The sequence below is a fragment of the Paraburkholderia sp. FT54 genome (assembly GCF_031585635.1).
Classification (GTDB): Bacteria; Pseudomonadota; Gammaproteobacteria; order Burkholderiales; family Burkholderiaceae; genus Paraburkholderia.
The window spans coordinates 2,458,293-2,477,030 of sequence record NZ_CP134195.1 but is presented as its reverse complement, the minus strand read 5'-3'; the positions used below and the strand labels follow the sequence as shown (position 1 = coordinate 2,477,030).

Annotated in this window: 15 protein-coding genes; 12 read left to right on the top strand and 3 right to left on the bottom strand. The window is 65.4% G+C overall.

Features of this window, described 5'->3' with window-relative positions; translation table 11 throughout:
- The first annotated feature begins 8 nt into the window (after positions 1-8).
- The 4 genes from RI103_RS11580 to RI103_RS11565 are packed head-to-tail and all read left to right on the top strand — an operon-like array spanning position 9 to position 5,904.
- Positions 9-1,187 (top strand): glycosyltransferase family 4 protein, encoded by a 1,179-nt coding sequence (locus RI103_RS11580; RefSeq protein WP_310815223.1) that lies wholly within the window; start codon positions 9-11, stop codon positions 1,185-1,187.
- A complete protein-coding gene (locus RI103_RS11575; RefSeq protein ID WP_310812163.1) occupies positions 1,184-2,341 on the top strand; it encodes a glycosyltransferase family 4 protein in 1,158 nt (385 codons plus the stop codon). The genes RI103_RS11580 and RI103_RS11575 overlap by 4 nt, the downstream gene beginning before the upstream one ends.
- Positions 2,342-2,354: 13 nt before the next feature.
- Positions 2,355-4,787, top strand: coding sequence for a hypothetical protein (locus tag RI103_RS11570; protein WP_310812162.1), 2,433 nt, complete (start codon positions 2,355-2,357; stop codon positions 4,785-4,787).
- Entirely contained in the window at positions 4,765-5,904 is a 1,140-nt protein-coding gene (locus RI103_RS11565) for a glycosyltransferase family 4 protein (protein WP_310812161.1), read from the top strand. Before RI103_RS11570 ends, RI103_RS11565 begins: the two co-directional genes overlap by 23 nt.
- A 48-nt stretch (positions 5,905-5,952) precedes the next feature.
- On the opposite strand, the gene RI103_RS11560 is transcribed toward RI103_RS11565, so the two are convergent.
- A complete protein-coding gene (locus tag RI103_RS11560; protein ID WP_310812160.1) occupies positions 5,953-7,416 on the bottom strand; it encodes an oligosaccharide flippase family protein in 1,464 nt (487 codons plus the stop codon).
- Positions 7,417-7,749: 333 nt separating this feature from the next.
- On the opposite strand from RI103_RS11560, the gene RI103_RS11555 reads away from it, so the two are divergent.
- The 8 genes from RI103_RS11555 (at position 7,750) to lepB (ending at position 17,019) form a co-directional block, all read left to right on the top strand.
- Positions 7,750-8,742, top strand: coding sequence for a glycosyltransferase family 2 protein (locus tag RI103_RS11555; RefSeq protein WP_310812159.1), 993 nt, complete (start codon positions 7,750-7,752; stop codon positions 8,740-8,742).
- A gap of 142 nt (positions 8,743-8,884) precedes the next feature.
- The gene (locus RI103_RS11550) at positions 8,885-10,780 is read left to right on the top strand and encodes an alpha/beta fold hydrolase (RefSeq protein ID WP_310812158.1); all 1,896 of its coding nucleotides are present in this window, start codon (positions 8,885-8,887) and stop codon (positions 10,778-10,780) included.
- 49 nt (positions 10,781-10,829) lie between these two features.
- Positions 10,830-11,663 carry a class I SAM-dependent methyltransferase gene (locus tag RI103_RS11545; protein WP_310812157.1) on the top strand — a complete coding sequence of 278 codons (834 nt, stop codon included), beginning with the start codon at positions 10,830-10,832 and terminating at the stop codon, positions 11,661-11,663.
- Between the two features lie 105 nt (positions 11,664-11,768).
- Positions 11,769-13,361, top strand: a complete 1,593-nt coding sequence (locus tag RI103_RS11540; RefSeq protein ID WP_310812156.1) for a mannose-1-phosphate guanylyltransferase/mannose-6-phosphate isomerase — start codon at positions 11,769-11,771, stop codon at positions 13,359-13,361.
- A complete protein-coding gene (locus tag RI103_RS11535) occupies positions 13,336-13,926 on the top strand; it encodes a flavin reductase family protein (protein ID WP_310812155.1) in 591 nt (196 codons plus the stop codon). The genes RI103_RS11540 and RI103_RS11535 overlap by 26 nt, the downstream gene beginning before the upstream one ends.
- Positions 13,927-14,259: 333 nt before the next feature.
- Positions 14,260-14,979 carry an FCD domain-containing protein gene (locus RI103_RS11530; RefSeq protein WP_310812154.1) on the top strand — a complete coding sequence of 240 codons (720 nt, stop codon included), beginning with the start codon at positions 14,260-14,262 and terminating at the stop codon, positions 14,977-14,979.
- Positions 14,980-15,126: 147 nt separating this feature from the next.
- Positions 15,127-16,125 (top strand): Gfo/Idh/MocA family oxidoreductase, encoded by a 999-nt coding sequence (locus tag RI103_RS11525; protein WP_310812153.1) that lies wholly within the window; start codon positions 15,127-15,129, stop codon positions 16,123-16,125.
- 195 nt (positions 16,126-16,320) lie between these two features.
- The gene (gene lepB / locus RI103_RS11520; protein ID WP_310812152.1) at positions 16,321-17,019 is read left to right on the top strand and encodes a signal peptidase I; all 699 of its coding nucleotides are present in this window, start codon (positions 16,321-16,323) and stop codon (positions 17,017-17,019) included.
- 18 nt (positions 17,020-17,037) lie between these two features.
- Here lepB and RI103_RS11515 read toward each other — a convergent pair whose 3' ends face one another.
- Together RI103_RS11515 and RI103_RS11510 are read right to left on the bottom strand one after the other, a co-directional pair.
- Positions 17,038-17,697 carry an amino acid ABC transporter permease gene (locus RI103_RS11515; protein WP_310812151.1) on the bottom strand — a complete coding sequence of 220 codons (660 nt, stop codon included), beginning with the start codon at positions 17,695-17,697 and terminating at the stop codon, positions 17,038-17,040.
- Positions 17,698-17,809: 112 nt separating this feature from the next.
- Positions 17,810-18,604 carry a cystine ABC transporter substrate-binding protein gene (locus RI103_RS11510; RefSeq protein ID WP_310812150.1) on the bottom strand — a complete coding sequence of 265 codons (795 nt, stop codon included), beginning with the start codon at positions 18,602-18,604 and terminating at the stop codon, positions 17,810-17,812.
- Positions 18,605-18,738 lie beyond the last annotated feature (134 nt).

The window sequence follows — 18,738 nt, the reverse complement described above, 5'->3', positions numbered from 1 at the left end:
ACAAGAGGATGCGGATTCTGATCGTCACCCATGTCGTGCGCAAAAACGACGGACAGGGGCGGGTCAACTACGAGATCGTGCGCGCGGCGCTCGCCGCCGGCCATTCGGTGACGCTGCTCGCCGCCGAGGCGGCGCCTGAGCTGGTGGAGCATCCGCACGTGCGTTTCGTGCAGGTCGCCACCAGCCGCTTGCCGAGCAGGCTGCTCCAGTACCAGATGTTCGCGTGGCACTGCGGCGCATGGATTCGCGGACATCGCGACGAATTCGATGTGGTGCACGTGAACGGCTTCATTGCGTGGGCGCGTGCCGATGTCAACGCGGTGCATTTCGTTCACGACGGCTGGTATCGCTGCGGCTTCTATCCGTTCCGGCTGCTGCACAACCTGTATCACGCTTACCAGGTCGTCTACACGTTGCTGAATATCGTGTGCGAGAAATGGGCGTTCCGGCACGCCGAAGTGATCGTGCCGGTCTCGCAGAAAGTGGCCGGCGAGGTTCGCGCGCTCGGCATCGGCAAGGCACGCGTGGAGGTGATTCATAACGGTGTCGATGTCGGCGAATTTACGCCCGGTGCGCCGGAACGCGCGCGCTTCAACCTGCCGCAAGCGCCGTTCATGCTGCTGTTCGCCGGCGACCTGCGCATGTCGCGCAAGAATCTCGACACGGTCCTGCATGCGCTCGCGCGCACGTCCCCTGACGTGCACCTGGCAGTCGCGGGGATTCTCCACAACAGTCCGTATCCCGCGCTGGTGGAGTCGCTCGGGTTGACGCACCGGGTTCACTTCACCGACATGGTGATGGACATGGCCGCGTTGATGCGTTCGGTCGACGCGTTCGTATTTCCCTCGCGCTACGAACCGATGGGACTCGTGCTGCTCGAAGCGCTGTCCGCCGGACTGCCGGTCATCACCGTGCGCACCGCGGGCGGCGCGGAAGTGATCACGTGCGGCAGCGGGATCGTGCTCGACGACCCCAACGACGCCGCCGCGCTCGCCGTGGCGATCGAACATCTCGCCAGGGAACCGGATTACGCGCGGCGTCTTGGCCTCGCCGCACGCGCGGTGGCGGGCAACCTGAGCTGGCAGGCCATGGCCGGGCGGTATCTGTCGGTCTATGAACAGGTGCATGCGCGGCGCACGTCGCGCGAGTTGCCGACGGCTCGCGCAACCGCGTCGGTGGAGCTATGAGCGATACGCCGATCGAGTCGCTGCAAATCGGTATGCACTGGTTCAACGAGAGGCCGGGCGGCCTCGACCGCATGTTCAAGGCGCTGATCGATACGCTGCCCGCCCAGGGCGTCAATGTACGCGGCATGGTGGCGGGCACGCCGGGCGTGTTCGACGCGTCGGGTGGCCGCGTGCTGGCCTTCGCCGGCGCGCAGTCGCAACTCGGCACGCGGCTGTGGGGCTCGCGTGTGCAATCGCGCGCGCTGCGGGCGGCGAAGATGCCCGATGTCGTCGCCTCGCATTTCGCGCTGTACACGGCGCCGACCGTGGGCGTATTCCGCCGCGTGCCGAAAGTCGTGCATTTTCACGGACCGTGGGCGGCCGAATCGTTTCCGGGCGGCGGTGGCGGCTGGACGCGCGCGGCGCGGGTCGCGCTGGAGCGCTTCGTGTATCGCAGCGGGACGCGGCATATCGTGCTCTCGCGGGCGTTCGGCCGGCTGCTGCACGAGACCTATGGCGTAAGCGAGGACAGCATTCGTATCGTGCCGGGTTGTGTCGACGTGGCGCATTTCAATCCGCGAGCGACGCAGCAGCAGGCGCGCGCTCGCCTGCGTTTGCCGCAGGACCGGCCGCTGCTGTTTTGCATGCGGCGTCTCGTGTCGCGTATGGGACTCGAGGATCTGATCGACGCCATGGCGCTCGTCAAGCCGACAATCCCGGACGTACTGCTGATCATCGCCGGAAAGGGTCCGCTGGAAGAACAGTTGCGGGCGCGCATCGTCTCGCGCGGCCTGGAGCGCAATGTCCGGTTGGCGGGCTTCGTGCCGGACGAGACAGTGCCGCTGTGGTATCGCGCCTCGGATCTGTCGGTGGTGCCGACGGTGTCGCTCGAAGGCTTCGGGCTCACCACGATCGAATCGCTCGCGACCGGCACGCCGGTGCTGGTGACGCCGGTCGGCGGCCTGCCGGAAGCGGTGGCGCCGCTGTCGTCCGAACTGGTGCTGCCTTCGAGCGGGTTCCGGTCGATCGCCGAAGGGATTACCGATGTCCTGCTCGGCCGGCGCGTGCTGCCGGATGCCGAGGCGTGCCGCGCGTACGCGAGCGCGCATTTCGACCGGCCGGTGGTCGCCGCGCAGGTCGCGGACGTCTATCGCGAAGCGATCAGCGCGTTCTGATGCACCTGTGATCATGCGAAGCCCGGCACGCAAAACCTTCGAACGCCTCGTGTGCGTCGCAGCCGTGGTGTTGCCGGTGCTGGTGCTGATCGCGGTGGGCGGTTCGGACGGCACGCTGCATGAACCGGCGCTAGCCACGGAAGCCGCGGCAGCCACGGCCACGGCACCGACAACCGCAACGACCGTGGCCGCAGCCAGCCGCCCCGCCGCCGAGGCGCAAGCGGCGTCGGCACATCCTTCGCTTTCCTACCGAACCTCGTGGATCGGCAACACGTGGGGCTACGCCGATCATCGCTGGATGCAGATCGACGTGCAGGCACTCGCCGTCACGCCGGACGGCGACGTATTCACGAACGCGCCCTGGGACGAAGGCGGCGGAGAAGTCGGCCAATACCGCAACGGCCAACTGGTGCGCCACGGCGGCGAGTCGCACGGCTGGGGCGTGATGGGCGGCGACGCGATTGCCGTGAACAGCGAATACGTGTACGTCGCGCAAACCATGGTCAGCCTCGGCAACGAGGAGGCGAAGCATCGCGCGACGCCGCATGAGGGCGAAGCATGGACGGGCGTGGCGCGCCGCAGCCGCGCCGACATTCGCGACGGCGTGCCGTTCGCCGGCCAGGTGAAATTTCCCGCCGGCAGCCGGCTGGCGTATCTGCTGATCTCCACCTATTCCGACAAGACCGACTATGCGGTGCGCGGCCTCGCGGCGGACGACACGCGGCTCTTTGTCTCGAACCTGCTCGATAACCGCGTGCAGGTGTATGACGCTCAAACCATGCAGGCGGTCGGCGCATTCCCGGTGCACGAGCCCAGCCGGCTTGCGCTCGCGCCTGACGGCTCGCTGTGGATCATTGAGAACAGCCGCACAGACGGCGCGCGCCGCGTGGTTCACCATGCGCGCGATGGCACACGCATTGGCGAACTCGCATTGCCCGACGGCGTGGTGCCGGTGGATCTGACGGTCGACACGCGTGGACGCCTGTTGATCGCCGACAACGGCGTGCGTCAGCAGATCCTGATCTTCACCGCGGCCCGCGGTGCAACGGCGGGCGCCGCGTCTCAACAGGGAGCAGGCATGCAACTGTCAGCGAGCTTCGGACAGGAGGGCGGCATCTACGCAGGCCGCGCCGGCGCGCCAGGACCGCGGCGCTTCAATGGCCTGACCGGCGTGGGTGTCGATCGCAGCGGCAACCTCTATGTGTCGATGAACGGCGCGGGTCCGCGCCCGTTCGGCACGGGCCCGAGCACCTACGACGGCGCATTGCTCGAAAGCTATACGCCCGACGGCAAGCAGCGCTTCAGTTTGCAGGGGCTGCTGTTCGTCGACGGCGCGCAGTTCGTGGATGGCGAGCCGCCTTCGGTGTATAGCGGCAGTAAGCGCTTCAAGCTCGACCTTTCGCGTCCGCCCGGGCAGGAGTGGTCGTATGCCGGCTACACCGCGGACCGTTTCCGCTATCCGTACGATCCGTATTTTCATCTGTACCTCGGCGCTCAGCGCGGCATGCCGATGGTGCGCGACGTGCGCGGTCACCGGCTGCTCTATACGACGGACATGTACTCGTCGTTTCTGAGGATCTATCGTTTCGCCGACGATCGCGAGACCGCGATTCCTTCGGGACTCTTCACGCAGGCGCATATCGACGGCGCGTGGCCGCCCAACCAGCCGCCGCAAGGCGAATGGATCTGGCGCGACGTGACGGGCAAGGGTGACTTTTCCGCTGCGGCATTCGACCAGAACGCCCACGATACCGACGCGCCGCAAATGCGCGGCTGGTGGGTGGATAGCCACGGCGACATCTGGCAGGGCACGGAGTCGCAGGGCATTCGCTGCTTTCCGTTGCAGGGCTTCGACCGCGTCGGCAATCCGGTCTACCGCTACGCGTCGATGCGGCAATACGCGGCGCCCGCGCCGTTCACCCGGATCGCGCGCCTGAATTACTTCCCCGACGAGGACACGATGTTCGTCTCCGGTTCGACGCCCGCGCATCCCTTCGTCAGGGAGAACTGGAATGGCGCGGGTTCGCAGCTGGCGCGCTACGACCACTGGAAGAGCGGCAAACCCGTGCTGCGCTATGTGATCGGCTTGCCCGATCGCGGCGCGCCGGACTGGTCGTCGATCAACGGTTTCGCCGTGGCGGGCGACTACGTGTTCGCCGTCGAAACGCGCGGCGCCGTGGTGCGTGTCTACGACCGCGCCACCGGACGCGATGTGGGTCGCCTCTCACCCGGCAAGGAAGTCGGCTCGACGAGCGGCTGGGTCGACGTGCCGATGCCGATGACGGCCCATCGCCTCGCCTCGGGCGAATACCTCGTATTGGTGGAAGAAGACGCATACGGCAAAGCGCTGATGTATCGCTTCACCCCACCGAGCGCGCCGCTTGCCGCGGCTCTTCCCATTTCACTACTGTTGCGTGGACTCCATGAAAATCATCCATCTAGCTAATCACGCGCAATGCATCGGCAACGGCATCGTCAACGTGATGATCGACCTTGCCTGCACGCAGGCGCGCGCCGGCCACGACGTGACGGTGGCGTCGGCGGGCGGCGGCTTTGAAACGCTGCTGGCGCGATACGGTGTGCGTCATGTGCTGCTGCCGCAATTGCCCAAACCGTCGCGCGTCGCGGGGATGGTGGCGGGTTTCAGGCGGCTCGTCGCGCAATATGATCCCGATGTCGTGCACGCTCACATGATGACCGGCGCGCTGATCGCTCGCGTGAGCGTGCTGCGGCGGCGCTACGTGCTGATCACGACGGTGCACAACGAGTTTCAGCGCAGCGCCACGCTGATGGGCGTCGGCGATCACGTGGTGGCGGTGAGCGCCGCGGTGGCCGTGGCGATGGAGCGGCGCGGCATTCCGAATGCGCGTCTGAGCGTCGTGCGCAACGGCACGGTCGGCACGCCGCGTTTTGCCGACACGCCGGTGCCCGTTGGGCCGCAGCTTGCGCATCCGTGCATCGTCACCGTGGCGGGCATGAATGAGCGCAAGGGTATCGCCGATCTGCTGCATGCTTTTGCGCTGTTGCGCGAAAGCGTGCCGGAGGCGGTGCTGTATCTCGTCGGCGATGGTCCTGACCGCGCCGCGATGGAAGCGCTGGCCGGACAACTGGGTGTCGCCGAGCGAGTACGTTTCGAAGGTTTTGTCACCGACCCGCGTGCGTATCTCGCGCAGGCCGACGTGTTCGTGCTCGCCTCGCACAACGAACCGGCCGGGTTGGTGCTGTGCGAAGCGCGTGAATTGGGACGTGCGATCGTGGCGACGCGCGTGGACGGCAATCCGGAGATGCTCGACGGCGGCGAAGCCGGTTTGTTGGTGCCGGCTAGAAATCCCGCAGCGTTGGCGCAGGCGATCGGGCATCTCCTGACCGAGCGGGCCGCACACGCGGCGCTCACCGCGCGCGCGCCGCTCAAACTCGAACGATTCAGCGTGCAGCGGGTGACCAACGGCTATATGTCGATTTACGAACGCACGCTGGCCAGTTGCCAGCCGCGCCGTTTTGCGAGTATTGCGACGCGTGGTATGGCGGCTTCGGACACGGTGACGCAGTCCACTACGATCTGATCGAGCGGGCCGCATCGAGCGGCTCGCTTCTTCGATCGAACTCGCGGATCAACTGCTGCTGGTAGACGGCGTAAGCCGCGCCCAGAGCTTGTAGACCACGCCGCGAAGTTCACTCGACCCATGCAGCGACATCCCCAGATTCGCGAGCACCAGCACCAGCGGCGCGACGATGAGTGCCGGCAACTCGCTTAGCGAATCAGCGAGCACTAGCGCCACCAGCAGGAACGCAAGGTGAGCGAGCATATTGCGCACGATGGTCCACGCGTGCAGTTTCGCGAACACCAGCAGCACCGCGTAGTCGAATAGCATTTTCAGCGTGACGACGACGCCCGCGCCCATGATCCCGAACCAGTGAATCCCACACCACAGCGCGCCGGCGAACACCGGCAATTCGAGCCAGCTTACCGTGGCGAGGGAGGCCGGACTGGTCTGCGCCTGGATCAGAATCCCCAGAATCCCGCATTGACCGCTCAGCCACACGCCGAGCACGAGCACGCTCGCGACTGGCGCGGCGGCCGCGACCGTCGGTCCGAGCCAGAGCAACAGGAAAGGCTTGAGCGCGAATAGCGCGACGATCACGCACGGCGTGAACGTGCCGTTGAGAAAGGCGAGGGCGCTGTGCGCCAATGCGTCGGCATCCGCACGGGATACGGCCGACAGCCGTGGGAATAGCGTGCGCACCATCGCGACAGGCAAGAGATTCAGGCGCGTAATGAGGTTCTGCGGTGTCGCGTAGTAAGTCACGTAGCGCGCGCCGAGCAGCGCGCCGACCAGCACGCGGTCGAGCGTCGAGGCAAGCATGTTGGCGCCCGAGAACATCAGCATCCAGCGGCCATAGCGGAAGAGTTCGACCATCACCGGCCATTGCGGCATCCGCACGCGGCGAATCCCGAGCGCGCGAAATGCCGCCGCGCCGAGCATCAGTCCGGCGACGAGGCGCGCCACCACGGCCGCGGGAATCACGACCGCGAGCGAAGGCGAAAAGCAGAAGATCGCCGCCAACGGCAGCAACTGGAATAGAGCCGTGCCCAGCGTCTGGTTGATGTTGAAACTGGTGAAGCGCTCCACGCCGTTGATCGCGCCGGCGAACACCCAGGAGACATTGGCGATCGGCACGGCGATCGCGATCCACGGCAGGCTCGCCATGACTTCGCGCTGGAAGGCGGGTTCGATCTTCACGCCATGCGTGATATAGACGACCGTGCCGAGATAGATGAGCAGGCCGCCCACGATGCCGGTGGCCAGGTTCATGAACCACGCGCTCCAGAAGATGCGTTCTATCGAGTCGTCGTTGGCGGCGCGCGCTTTGGAGATCTGATTTTCCGTGGCGAGACTCGTGCCGAGATCCAGCACGCTGAAGTAGCCGATCAGGGTCCACACCAGATTGATCACCCCGTATCGCTCGACGCCCATCAGGTGAATGTAGGCGGGCACGGTGACGAGGGAGATGAACGTTGGAGCGATCGCTCCGGCGAAGTTGATGACGATGTTCCTGACGATACTTCTTTCCATGGTGCGCTGTCCGGGTCTGAATTCCTGCAATGATGTGGTTAGCCCTGGCTGCTGTCGGTGCGCAGTCGCACCCTGTAGCGCGCTTCACTCGACGGCGTCGGCCCGTCGCAGGTTTCGATATTGCCTCAGGCCCCAGCACGCCTATGTGTGTGGCCGTACAGATACTCTCCATCGGGCAGGGTTAAATGCAAATCATCAGAAGGTAGTGCTGCGCGGCGGCGTTTTCCCGCGTATTCATCAAACGGGGTTTAACAATGAAGCGTGCCGGACTCCAGCGCCGCTCGTCAGCCAGAGCGCAACGCAGCCTGAGCGACAACTGTATTCGGGGCATCCATGGTTGATTCCACGTCCGAACAGCGCGCCAGCGCCGGGAGTGAACTGCACGCGCGGCTGATCTCCATCTGCATTCCCACCTGCAACCGGCCCGCGTTGCTCGAACAGGCCATCGACAGTTGCCACGCGCAGACCTACCGCGAGTTTGAAATCGTGATCGGCGACGACTCGACCGACGACAGCGCGCAACAGGTCGTGGACCGCTGCCGCTTGCGCAGCGACCGGCCCATTCGCTACGAACGCAACCTGCCGCGACTCGGTCAGGCGTCCAACGTCAACCGCCTGTTCACGCGTGCACGAGGTGCACGGCTCGTGCTGCTGCACGACGACGATCTGCTCGAACCGGATGCATTGAGCCGTCTCGACGCATGCTGGCAAACATATCCCGAGTTGACGGCGGCGTTCGGCAAGCAGCGTGTGATCGCCGACGACGGTACGCCGCGGCCCGACGCCAGCGAACGCCTGAACCGCGATTACCGGCGCGTGCCTGAGCGCGCCGGCCGTTTGCCGGTGCCCGCGCTGGCCGGCATCGACCAGATGTTCCCGAACAACGGCTATCTGGTGAATACCGTGGACGCGCGCCGCATCGGTTATCGCCCAGCCGCCGAAGTCGGCGAAGCATGTGATTTCGATTTCGGCTTGCGGCTCGGTGTCGATGCAACCGCTATCTGCTTCGTGGATGAGTTCGTGTCGGTATCGCGCGAAACGGCGCTGTCGATCTCGACCCATGCGTTGCCTGCGATGCACGCGTTTGCGCAGTTGCGCGAGAGTCGTGTGCCCGCCGCGGCGCAGGCCGCGCGCGAAGATGCGTTGCGGCGCGTGGCGCCGCGCGCGGCTTCCGCTTATGCACGTGCGGGCGAATCCGCTGCCGCGTGGCGTGTGCTGCTGTCGAAGCATTACCCGATGCGCGACCGGCTGCGCGCGCGTTTCTTCTATCACGTGCTGCTCGCCGCGCGCTCGACGTTCGCGCTGCGCGCGCCACATGGCAACTGACCACGCAGCCGCTTCTGATGACACGCCCGACGTGCATTCGCCATTGCATTGGACTCCGAGACAATGTGGCGGGACGTACAGAGCAAGCATGCGACGTTTGTTGTAATGCGTTGGAAAGGGGGAACCCCGTGAGGAGCGTAGCGTGAGGCCAGTAGTCTTCGATGGCCAGTTCGGCTGGTTGCATCCGGCGAGCGGGCCGCACGGCGTGGTGGTGTGTTATCCGTTCGGCTACGACTCGCTGTGCACTTATCGCGGCATGCGCAGGCTGGCCGAGCGGCTCGCCGCGCGCGGCATGCCGGTGCTGCGCTTCGACTATCCGGGCACCGGCGATTCGGCAGGCGAGACGAGCGAACCCGGCCGCTGGCGCGCATGGATCGACAGCGTGAAGCAGGCCGTGGCGCTGCTACGCGAGTCCACCGGTGTCGAACGCGTGACGTTGTGCGGCATGCGGCTCGGCGGCACGCTCGCCGCGCTGGCCGCTCAGGAACTCGGTGGCGTGGACGGCCTCGTGCTGCTCGCGCCCGTGCTGTCCGGCAGGAACTATCAGCGCGAGTTGCGCGCGCATTATCGACAGTGGCTGTCGATTCCGGCCGCGATGGATTGCGTGCCCGAACCCGATGGCGATGCCTTTGTCGAGGCATATGGCTTCCGTCTCTATCAGGATACGTTGGAGAGTCTGCGCGCCGTCGATCTGAAACGCGATGCACCGCGGCCTGCCGGTCGCGTGCTCATGCTCGATTCGCTGGACCCCGTGCGGATCGACGCACTGGCCGCGCACTACCGCGAGCAAGGCATCGAAGTCGAGCGGCAGTCGTTCGACGAGTACGGCAAGTTCATGATGGAGTCGCTCGATAGCGAGATTCCGCAGGCGGCATTCCAGTCCATAGAGAACTGGTTGACGGTCGGCGCGATTGCATCCGGGCATGCAGGCACAACTAGCGACACTAACGACAATGCCCACTTCGCCGCCGATCACGACACGGCTCACGTCGTTGAGCCCGGTGTAGTCGAAACGCCGGTATGGATCGACGGCGGCAGACTGTTCGGCATCTATTGCCGGCCTGACGCTCGCACCGCCGCCACCGCGCCGGCAGCACTGCTGCTCAATACCGGGGCGGTCTCCCGAATCGGCAATGCGCGGCTCGGCGTGCGCTTTGCAAGGCGTCTCGCGCAACAGGGCATCGCGTCGCTGCGCGTCGATCTCGGCGGTCTGGGCGACAGCATGCCGTCGCTGGATGCATTGAGCCTCGACGCGCTGTACGCGCAGTCGGGCGTCGACGACGCCGCCTGCGCGGCACGCTGGCTGAGCGCGCAAGGACATCGCGGCGCGGTGCTGCTCGGCATCTGCGCGGGCGCGTACGTCGGCTTGCATGCCGCGGCGCGCGAAGCGGCAGTGGCCGGCGCGGTGCTGGTCAATTTGCAGAAGTTCACATGGCAGAACATCTGCGACGAACATGGCAAGCCGAGCGTCGCGGTGGCCGCTTTCGGTTCGACGCGCACTTATCTGCGTTCGATGTGCCAGCCGCGCAAATGGCTGCGCGTGCTGAAGGGCCAGTCGGGCGGATGGCCGGTCGCGCGCGAACTCGCGGGACGTTTCGCGGCGCGCTTCGGCGCGACGCTCGCTGATCGTATCGAACGTGTTTGCGGCGTCGAACTCGGTGCGCGGGAAGAGCGTAGCCTCATCGCCGCGGTGGATGATCAGCGTGTCGAGACACGGCTTCTCTACGGCGTGCTCGACGAGGGCGTCGAAGAACTCGAACGCCATTTCGGCGTGCGTGGCGCGCGGCTGCAGCGCTTTAACCACGTTCGCGCGGCGTTTTGCGAGCACACCGATCACGCGATCCTGTCAGCCAGCGCGCAGGAAAACGTGATGTCGTATTTCGAGCAGTTTTATCGCAGCACCTTCAGCGAGAGCCGCGTGCCCGACACCGTCGCCGCCCGCGAACCGCTCGCGCGGCGCGCCGGTGGGCGGCGTGCCAGAGCCACGCAATGGCTTGTAAAGCGTGCGCGCGCGTTTCGTCTATTCGGGGAAGCGTAATGCCTGCGCACGGATTGTCCGGCGCACATACGCTTGAAGGGAGCGCGCTGTGAACAGTCAATCCGAGCTGGACCGCATCAATCGAGTTGCGTGGAATTCGCCGGACGCCGCACGCGTTTTCACGCTCGAGAAGACCTACTCCGATCCGGGCGAGCAGGCTGCCTTCGACTGGCTCGCACCACGTTGCGCGGGTGAGCCCGTGCTCGATATCGGTGTCGGCACCGGCCGCACGATTCCGTTGATGACGGCGATCTCCGACGACTACACCGGCATCGACTATACGCAGAAGCTGCTCGATCTCGCGAAGGCGCGCTATCCCGAACGGGACCTTCGGCATATGGATGCGCGCGACATGTCCGCGTTGCCCTCGGGTCACTTCGGGCTCGCCGGATTCAGCTGGAATGGTATCGACTGCGTCGACTACGGCGATCGCGTGAGGATTCTCGAAGAGATGTATCGCGTGGTGCGGCCCGGCGGTTATGTGCTGTTTTCGTCGCACAACCGCGGCGGGCCCGGCTACGGCGAAAACATCTGGCAACTGCTGCCGCAATTCACGTTCAATCCGCTGCGACTTGGCTGGCGCACGCTGCGCTCCGCGCGGCGCTTCCAACTCGGCACGCTGAACTATGTGCGCAACGTGAAGCTGAATCGCGACTACGGCGACTATGCGGTCAAGACCGCGGCGGCCCACAACTTCGGCATTGTGATCGTCTACACGACGCTGCGTGAGCAGCGCCGGCAACTCGCGCAGGTCGGCTTGCAAAGCGACGCGGTGTTCGGCAGTTGCGCGGGCAATCGCATTCCCGAGAACGTGGAAGAGAGCGGCGCGTGGTGGTTTCACTTCATCGCCCACAAACCGCTCGCCGCTTACCGCTTCGACTGACAACGACCACTGAACCAGGACACGGCTTCACACGTAGCGCGCACGACAACCTCGAACAATGCACTGGACCAGCTTGACCAGCTTGACCACATACGGGACTCGGACATGAATCGCATCGTAGAACCAGGCAACCCGCTCGCGTCGACCGCGGGCGTCATCGAAACGGCCACGCGTTTGTCCGTGCAGCCGGTGATTCTCGCAGGCGGTTCGGGCACGCGATTGTGGCCGCTGTCGCGCGAGCGCAATCCGAAACAGCTCATCGGCTTGATGGGCGACGAATCGCTGCTCGAAGCCACGCTAAGCCGGCTCGATGCGTCGTTTGCCGCGGCGGAGCATACGACACCGGCGTCCGGCACGCGATCCATCGCCGCGCCGCTGGTGGTCTGCTGCGAGGACCTGCGCCTGCAAACGCTCGAACGCCTGGAACGGCTCGAACGATCCGGCCGGCCGGTGCGCATGGTGCTCGAGCCGGTGGCGCGCAATACCGCACCCGCGCTGACGGTCGCGGCGCTCGCCGCGCGCGCGGCGGCGGTGGAGGGCGACGACCCGCTCATCGTGGCGTTGCCGGCAGATCACCTGATTGCCGATCACGTTGCGTTCGGCGCGGCGCTCGCCGAGGCGCTCGAGCACGCGGCGCGCGGCGCGATCGTCACGCTCGGCGTGCCGCCCAAGCGCGCGGAAACCGGCTACGGCTATATCCGCACGGGTGCGGCGCTCGGTACGCGGGGCGCGCGCGCCATCGAACGGTTCGTCGAGAAGCCCGATCCGGAACTCGCCGAGCGCTATGTCGCCTCCGGCGATTACTGGTGGAACAGCGGCATGTTCGTGGTGCGCGCGTCGGTGTGGCTCGCGGCCATCGAACTCTGCCAGCCGGCGATCGCCGGGGCCTGCGCGGCCGCGTTCGAGAATGCCACGGTCGATGGCGACGGCGCGCTGCATCTCGCGCGCGAAGCGTTCGCGCTGTGTCCATCCGATTCGATCGACTACGCGGTCATGGAGCGCGTCGCCACCGACGCGCGGCTGGTCGGCGTCGCGGTGCCGCTCGTCGCCGGGTGGTCGGACGTGGGCGCGTGGGATTCGGTGTGGGAAGCGTCCGCCAAGGACGCCGACGGCAATGTCGCGCGCGGCCGCGTGATGTTCGAAGGCTCGACCGACAGCTTCGCGCATTCGGAGGGCCGGCTCGTCGCCTGTGTCGGCGTGAGCGGCATGGTGGTGATCGAAACCGCCGACGCGGTGCTGGTCGCCGCGAAAGATCGCGTTCAGGACGTCAGGGCGATTGTCAGCCGTCTCAAGCTGGAACACGGCGCGGAAGCGCAGGAGCATCGCAAGGTCGGGCGGCCGTGGGGGTTTTACGACTCGCTCGAACGCGGCGCGCGCTTTCAGGTGAAGCGCATCGTCGTCAAACCGGGCGGGCGTCTTTCTCTGCAGATGCATCACCATCGCGCCGAACACTGGATCGTGGTGCGCGGCACGGCGCGCGTCACGCGCGGCGACGAATGCTTCCTGCTCACGGAGAACCAGTCGACGTACATTCCGCTCGGCGTCACGCACCGGCTCGAAAATCCGGGCAAGACGCCGCTTGAAATGATCGAGGTGCAATCAGGCGGCTATCTCGGCGAAGACGACATCGTGCGCTTCGACGACCAGTACGGTCGCGATCTGGGGGACGGCCATGCAGGCACGGGTACTTCACGCTGAGGCGCCGCGGGCCTCACAGGCGGCTTTCGACGAGCGGCGCTTTCGCCACGCGTTGGGGCGCTTCGCGACGGGCGTCGTGGTGATCTCGACCGGCAGCGGCGACGGCATGCACGCGATGACCGCCAATGCCTTCATGTCGGGTTCGCTCAAGCCGCCGTTGATCGTCGTCTCGGTCGGACACCGGGCGCGCATGCACGAGCGCCTGATGGACAGCGCGCTGTTCGGCGTGAGCGTGTTGTCCGAGGCGCAGGAGCCGCATAGCCGCCACTTCGCCGGCGAGCCGCAGAGCCGGCTCGCGCCACGTTTCGCGGCGGTCGAAGGGCTGCCGGACGTGGTGCTGCTCGAACACGCGGCGGCGCGTTTCGCGGCGCGCGTGGTGGACCGGCATCCTTGCGGCGACCATACGCTGTTCGTCGGCGAGGTGCTGGTGTTCTCGCTCGATGAACACGCGCCGCTGATCTTTTTCGGCGGGCGTTATGGTTCGGTCGCGGCGCCGGCTCCCATTCAGGGATCGCCGGCGGTTGCCACGCAGGACTCGTCACCGCTGGCCGCGAGCACCTGTTGATGCGAGCGTCCTCTGTCATTTCCCGCCAGTTCCTGTCCGCCGACGCGGGTGGATCAGACAATTCATCGCACAACGTGCGTCTTCGCACTATGCAAATTCCGCAATGCAGGCACGCTTGTGGCGCAAGCTTATGGCCCATCAAGATATGCGGCGTTACAAGGAAGAAACAATTCTTCAGAGGGATAACCCTGTTAGGAAGTTTCCCAACTGGCGCAACCGTTTTGAAGCTAGCAACGTATCGTAGAAGAACTAAGTGACGTCGATAAAGCGACACATAAGGGCCGCTCGATCAACAGGCTACGCGGGGACAAACACCGCTTCGGGGAGAGTGTCATGGAACAGGCAAACAAAGATCGATCGCTCGTGAGCAAAGTCATGGATGGACTGGTCACGGGCATCGTCGAAGAGAAGTACGGCGCCATACTGCCACCGCAGGATGTGCTGTCGAAGGAGTTCGACGTGAGCCGCACCGTCATGCGCGAGGCGCTGTCGATGCTGCTCGCGCGCGACATGCTGGACGTGCGGCCGAAAATCGGCACGCGCATCCGGCCGATGAGCGATTGGCGCATGATCGACGAGGACGTCGTGAACTGGCGTTTTCGCGCGAAACCCGATCCGCTGTTTCTGCGCGACGTGATCGAATTTCGTATCCTGATCGAACCGCGCGCCTCGGCGCAGGCGGCCGCGCGCGGCAGCGCGGCGGATATTGCCGCGATCCGCGAGGCGTTCGAGGCGTTCCGCACGATCCAGCCGGGCGAGCCGGGCTATCAGGAAGCGGACGAACTGTTCCATGCCCGCATCGTGGTGGCGAGCGGCAATCAGTTCTTCAAGCAGATGGCGGCGATCATTCGCGGCGCACTGTCGACCGTCAATCCCATCGTCACCGACAAGGAGGGGCTGTGGGAAACGGCGGTGAATTCACATCGACGCGTGGTCGAAGCGATCGAACGGCACGATCCGAAGGAAGCGGAACTCGCCTCGCTCGCGATGATCGACTACACCGCGGAAGAAGTCGGCAGCCAGTTTTCACCGGAACCGCCGCCACACGGCTGAGCGTCGCCGCCGCGGCGGCACGCTGGGTCTTTTATCTTTCCCTGTGAGACTGTGCGGTACGAAAAGGCGCGAGTTCACGTCCACGCGTGAGCGTGCGGCATGCGCGACAATAGCGCCTGTTCTGAACTGCATGGACTCCAAGGAACGATGACAATCGCAACGCAGGAAATCCCCACGGGCGGCACGATCCGCTGGGGAATCGTCGGCACGGGGCGCATTGCCCGTCGCTTTGCTCTTGGTCTCGCTCATGTGCCGCACGCGCAACTGACCGCGCTGTGGTCACGCCGCGCGGCACCTGCCATGGCTTTCGCCGGAGAATTCGGCGGCGAGGTGTGCGCGAGTTTCGACGCGCTGCTCGCGAGCGGCATCGACGCGCTCTATATCGCCACCGTCCAGGACAGTCACGCCGACTACGCGATCGCCGCGCTGCAAGCCGGTCTGCACGTGCTGTGCGAAAAACCCGCCACCATCAATCAGCCGCAGCTCGAGCGCGTGCTCGATGCCGCGCGCGCCGCGCAACGGCTGTTCATGGAAGCCATGAAGCCGCCCTTTTATCCGCTCTACAGAAAGTTGCGCGCGCATCTGGATGCCGATCCGATCGGCGCAGTGGGACTGGTGCGGGCCGGCTGCTCGGTGCCGGGCGTGCCGGACGATCACCCGTCGCTGTCGTTCGAGCACGCGGGCGGCGCGCTGCTCGACATCGGCATCTACGAGATGTTTCTCGCCGTCGACTGGCTGGGCGCGCCGCGTGAGGTGCAGACGCTCGGGCGGCTCGGCTCGACCGGCGTCGATACGTTCGCGAGCCTGAACAGCCAGCACGAGGGCGGCATCGCCCAGTTGTTCTGCGGGCTCGATCTGCACGGCAAGGGCGATGCGCTGCTGATGGCCAAAGGGGGCCACGTCACGATTCACGAGCCGTGGTGGAATCCGTCGCGCGCGACGATCCGTTATGCCGACGCACGCGTGGTCGAACTCGACGAGCCGTTCGAAGGCGGCGGCCTGAACTACGAGACCGCGCACTTCTGCGAGCTGATCCGGGCCGGACAGGTGGAAAGCCCCGTCATGCCGCATCGCAAGTCGTTGCAGATGATCGCGATGGCTGACGCGGCGCGCGCGGCGCTCGGGCTGAAGTTCGCGGGCGAATGAGAGCGGGCTGAGCGTGCGTCGAGGTGCGTGGGGCCGTGCGGCCGCTCTGCCATCCCGCTATCGCGCCATGCCGGTCCGCCGCTGGTGTTCATGCGTGGCTTCGAGCAGCGGTGGTAGGATTTGCGCGGGCATGGGGAGAGAGAAAACCTCCACATGTCCGCCGCTTTCGAATTCCTTCCAATGGAGCCGCCTGCCATGCGCATGCCTGGAAAACTGTGGCGCGAGAACAAGAGCCTCGTCGCGTTTCTCTTCTTGATGGTGCTGTTTCGCAGCGCCGTGGCCGACTGGAACGTTGTGCCGAGCGGCTCGATGCTGCCGACCATCCGTGAGGGCGACCGGATTTTCGTCGACAAGATGGCCTACGATCTGCGCGTGCCGCTCACGCACATCACCATCGCACATCTGCACGATCCGCAGCGCGGCGATATCGTGACGATCGATTCTTCGGCGGCGCATGAGCTGATCGTCAAGCGTCTGATCGGCTTGCCCGGCGACAGCGTGGCGATGCGCGAGAACGTGCTGTACGTGAACGGCGTGCGCGCCGATTACCAGCCGCTCAAGCTCAAGCCGCTGACCGGCGACGCAAGCTCACCCGGCGAGTATCTGACCGAGCGCTTCGACGGCGTCGCGCACACCGTGCGGCTCGCGCCGCAGGCGCCGAGCCCGCGTGACTCGTTCGGGCCGGTGGTCGTGCCGCCCGGCGAGTATCTGATGCTCGGCGACAATCGCGACGACAGCGCCGACTCGCGTTACTTCGGCTTCTTTCCGCGCAAGGAACTGATGGGCCGCACGCGTCACGTCGCGTTTTCGCTCGACCCGGATCATTACTACGAACCGCGCTTCGAGCGCTTCGGCGCGTCGCTGGATGCGGCGTCTTCTGTCGCCAGCCGCTAAATCAGAAGCGCCACGTGTTCAGTGGCGCGACGGCAGCGCAAGGCGCCGTTCGTACCAGCGCTGCACGCTTTCAAGCACCTGGCACAGCACCCAGTAGACCGCGGCCGCGGCGAGATACAGCGGCAGCGGCTGATAGGTCGAAGCGATGATCTCCTGCGCGCTGCGCAGCAGTTCGGTCACGGTGATCACCGACACCAGCGAGGTGTCCTTGATCAGGCTGATCAGGCTGTTCGACAGGCTCGGCACGGCAATGCGCAAGGCCTGCGGCGCGATCACGTAGCGCAGCGTCTGGCGGCGCGAGAGTCCGAGACTGTAGGCGGCGAGCCACTGGCCCTTGTGAATCCCCAGAATCGCACCGCGCATGCTCTCCGAGAGGTAGGCCGCCACATTCGCCGACAAGGCGATTACGCCGGCCGGCGTCGGGTCGAGTGAAATGCCGAAACTCGGCAAGCCGTAATAGATCACGAAGATCTGCACCAGCAGCGGCGTGCCGCGCATCACGCTCACATAAATGCGCGCGATCCAGTTCAGCACGCGGTTGTGGCTCACGCCCATCAACGCGAGCACGGCGCCGGCGATCAGGCCGAAGATCATCGACAGAACCGCGAACTTGACCGTCAGGACGGCGCCCTGCGCGAGCACAGGAAGCGATTGGACGAGCAGGGAAGTGGTGGACATGAGCGGGGCGGTGGTCGGTTTGGCGCGCAAGCGCGGCCTTCATAAACATTGCTGTATAAGCGCGAAGGGCGGCATCGCCGACGATGCCGCCCCTGGTTTCAGTCAGCGCGTCTTACTTGATCGGCTTGCTAACGTCGATGCCGAACCACTTGTCCGAGATCTTCGAGAACGTGCCGTCTGCTTCGAGCTGGGTCATCGCGTCGTCGATCGCCTTGGCGAACTTCGGATTGCCCTTCCGGAACGGAATGCCGGAAGGATTGCCCGCGCCGACGTTCGCGCCCGTGCGCAGCGGCAGCTGCGAGTTCTTCATCAGGTAGGCAAGCATCAGGCGGTCGTTGAGCGCCGCGTCCAGACGGCCGGCGGCCAGGTCGCGCAGGTACTCGGGCGCGCCCGGATACGTCTTCACGTCGATGCCCGGCACCGACTTCGCCATGTCCATGTAGTTCGTGCCCAGACCGACGCCGAGCTTCTTGCCCTTCAGGTCGTCGAGCGACTTGAACTGGCGCGTGTCGTCCTTGCGCTGGATCAGCTGCGCGGCCGAGTACGTGTAGGCCGGCGAGAAGTCGAGCGCCTGCTTGCGCGCGTCGGTGATGCCGACCTGGTTGACGATCACGTCGAACTTGTTCGCCTGCAAACCGGCGATGATGCCGCTCCACTCCGTCGTGACGAATTCCGGCTTCACGCCGAGTTTGGCGGCCACGGCCTTGGCGATGTCGACGTCGTAGCCGACCAGTTCGCCCGACGGCGCTTTCGAATTGAACGGCGGGAAGGTACCTTCGAGACCGATGCGCAGCGTACCGCGCTGTTTGACCTGATCGAGCAGGTCGTCGGCGTGGGCGGCGACGGCGGTGAACGACGCACCGATCAGACCGGCGACGAGAATTTTTTTCAGCAAGCCAACTTTCATCGAGTTCCTTTTTGTTCGTCTGGCGTTTTAACAGACGAAAGCATAACAAAGCAGACTATCGAAACCTAAATATCGTTTGTTTATGTCTATATTACTGGCGCGCCCGCGGGCGTGGGAGTGCGACTGCGGGCCTG

Coding starts and splice junctions, on each gene's coding strand:
- RI103_RS11580 (WP_310815223.1), top strand. CDS start 9: ATGCGGATTCTGATCGTCACCCATGTCGTGCGCAAAAACGACGGACAG.
- RI103_RS11575 (WP_310812163.1), top strand. CDS start 1,184: ATGAGCGATACGCCGATCGAGTCGCTGCAAATCGGTATGCACTGGTTC.
- RI103_RS11570 (WP_310812162.1), top strand. CDS start 2,355: ATGCGAAGCCCGGCACGCAAAACCTTCGAACGCCTCGTGTGCGTCGCA.
- RI103_RS11565 (WP_310812161.1), top strand. CDS start 4,765: ATGAAAATCATCCATCTAGCTAATCACGCGCAATGCATCGGCAACGGC.
- RI103_RS11560 (WP_310812160.1), bottom strand. CDS start 7,416: ATGGAAAGAAGTATCGTCAGGAACATCGTCATCAACTTCGCCGGAGCG.
- RI103_RS11555 (WP_310812159.1), top strand. CDS start 7,750: ATGGTTGATTCCACGTCCGAACAGCGCGCCAGCGCCGGGAGTGAACTG.
- RI103_RS11540 (WP_310812156.1), top strand. CDS start 11,769: ATGAATCGCATCGTAGAACCAGGCAACCCGCTCGCGTCGACCGCGGGC.
- RI103_RS11535 (WP_310812155.1), top strand. CDS start 13,336: ATGCAGGCACGGGTACTTCACGCTGAGGCGCCGCGGGCCTCACAGGCG.
- RI103_RS11530 (WP_310812154.1), top strand. CDS start 14,260: ATGGAACAGGCAAACAAAGATCGATCGCTCGTGAGCAAAGTCATGGAT.
- RI103_RS11525 (WP_310812153.1), top strand. CDS start 15,127: ATGACAATCGCAACGCAGGAAATCCCCACGGGCGGCACGATCCGCTGG.
- lepB (WP_310812152.1), top strand. CDS start 16,321: ATGCGCATGCCTGGAAAACTGTGGCGCGAGAACAAGAGCCTCGTCGCG.
- RI103_RS11515 (WP_310812151.1), bottom strand. CDS start 17,697: ATGTCCACCACTTCCCTGCTCGTCCAATCGCTTCCTGTGCTCGCGCAG.
- RI103_RS11510 (WP_310812150.1), bottom strand. CDS start 18,604: ATGAAAGTTGGCTTGCTGAAAAAAATTCTCGTCGCCGGTCTGATCGGT.